The organism is Methyloceanibacter marginalis, assembly GCF_001723295.1.
GTDB lineage: Bacteria > Pseudomonadota > Alphaproteobacteria > Rhizobiales > Methyloligellaceae > Methyloceanibacter > Methyloceanibacter marginalis.
In genome coordinates, this window is sequence record NZ_LPWD01000215.1 from 1 (window position 1) to 1,802 (window position 1,802).

3 protein-coding genes are annotated in these 1,802 nt (G+C 59.8%); all 3 read left to right on the plus strand.

The annotated features are described in order from the left end of the window. The coding region (locus AUC71_RS20245) for a hypothetical protein (protein WP_204376684.1) at nt 1-330 on the plus strand (330 nt) is incomplete at its 5' end. Further along, complete coding sequence (locus AUC71_RS08750) at nt 315-1,349, plus strand: porin (protein WP_204376685.1); 1,035 nt, start codon at nt 315-317, stop codon at nt 1,347-1,349. The genes AUC71_RS20245 and AUC71_RS08750, both read left to right, overlap by 16 nt. Next, on the plus strand, nt 1,274-1,726 hold the full coding sequence (locus tag AUC71_RS08755; RefSeq protein ID WP_141701568.1) for a hypothetical protein: 453 nt from the start codon (nt 1,274-1,276) through the stop codon (nt 1,724-1,726). Before AUC71_RS08750 ends, AUC71_RS08755 begins: the two co-directional genes overlap by 76 nt. Nucleotides 1,727-1,802 lie beyond the last annotated feature (76 nt).

Genomic DNA, 1,802 nt, shown 5'->3' on the forward strand with positions numbered 1-1,802 from the left:
GCGCCGAAGCCAAGACCGGGGATCACTTACCTCGTTGATATTACATCCATTTTACTGGGTGGTGACGGCTTCGAAGAGCCGTCAATCAGGGGGCTGAAACTCGTGGCGGAAATGTCACAAGGGCCCAAAAACGTCCCCGCACGCTTTGATAGCAATTTACCTTCTTGGGGGAACGCGTATAAGCAGAACTTAGAACTCTCTGTCGGGGGATTTCTGTCCAGTTTTGGCGAGAACTGCACCGACGAGGAGCCGCAAGGCGAATTCAAAGCGAGAGTTTGGATTAGGCAATTTATTCAGGGAAGGTGGAGATGGATATGTTTGGGGGACTGACAAGAACATCCAGCCGCATCGCCATCGCTGCTGCATTTGGCTTGACGCTTGGGGTTTACGCCATGAGCACGCCAGCCAAGGCAGCTGATTTGGGCGGCGATTGCTGTGCGGATCTTGAGGAGCGTGTTGCCGAGCTTGAGGCGACGACGGTCCGCAAGGGGAACAAGAAGGTTTCGGTGACGATCTCGGGTTGGGTCGTCAAGACGATGAACTGGTGGGATGACGGCGGCGGCGGCAACTTTGCCGTTGGCGACAAGGACGCTGACCTTGCGTCCCGTTTTGCCATCACGGGCTCAGCCACGATCGCGCCGGGCTGGTCGGCTGGTTACAACATGACGATCACGGCTCCGGACGACACGTTCGGCATCCTGTCCAATCAGTTCGACGACATCCAGGGCGTGAACAGCGACATCAACACGCTGTACTCGTACATCTACGTGAAGAGCGACAACTACGGTACGTTGAACTGGGGTACTCTGAGCCCGGCGTCGGATAACGCGGCGGTTCTGGCCGACATCTCCGGCACGGTTATCGAGTCGAACGCGGTTTGGTTCGAAGGCGGCGGTTTCTTCCTGCGTCCGAGCGGGAACAACGGTCTGTCGGCGATCAGCTGGAACAACTTCCTGCTGCCGTACTGCAACGGCGGTGTGGGTGCGGACTGCTTCGGCGCCCCGCGTCCTGCGGTTCGTTACGACACGCCGACCTTCGGCGGCTTCCGGATGGAGACCTCGTACGGCACGGTCAGAGGTTCGGGTGTGACGGCGTCCGACTCCAACTTCTGGGATATCGCGGCGTTCTACAACGGCGACTGGGGCAACTTCAAAGTGTCCGCGGCCTACGCGTTCACGTGGAGTGAGACGGCCTCGAGCACGACTGCTGGTGCCTTCGCCGGCGACAACAACGCTCATCAGCCGGCGCGACGATCATGCACGTTCCTTCAGGCTTGGGCTTGTACGGCGAGTACGAGTATCAGGATCCGAACACGATCGGCATCTCGACCACGGATATCTGGTACCTGAAGCCGTTCATCAAGCGGACCTGGAACCCGCTGGGCGCCACGATCCTCTACGGTGAGTACGGCCAGTACAACGACATGTTCGGCTCGATCGCCGGGACGAGCATGTGCGGTTCCTTCGGCGCCGGCACCGGCATCGGCGGCTTCTGCGCCAACAACGCCGCCAACTCCGTGGCCGTCAGCGGCTCGGAGATGGAGCGTTGGGGTCTCGGTGCGGTTCAGGAGATCGACTCTGCCGCGATGCACCTGTTCGCCCGCTGGCAGCATCAGGACGCTTCCGTCGACTTCGTGGGTACGAACGTCAACGGCGTCAACTCCAGCGTGAAGCAGGACTTCCAAGACTGGGATCTGTTCCAGGTCGGCGGCATCATCTTCTTCTAAGCCACTACCCGGACGACCAAGATTACGGAAGCCGCCCTTCGGGGCGGCTTCTTTTTTTGTCTCTCGCCCCATCCCA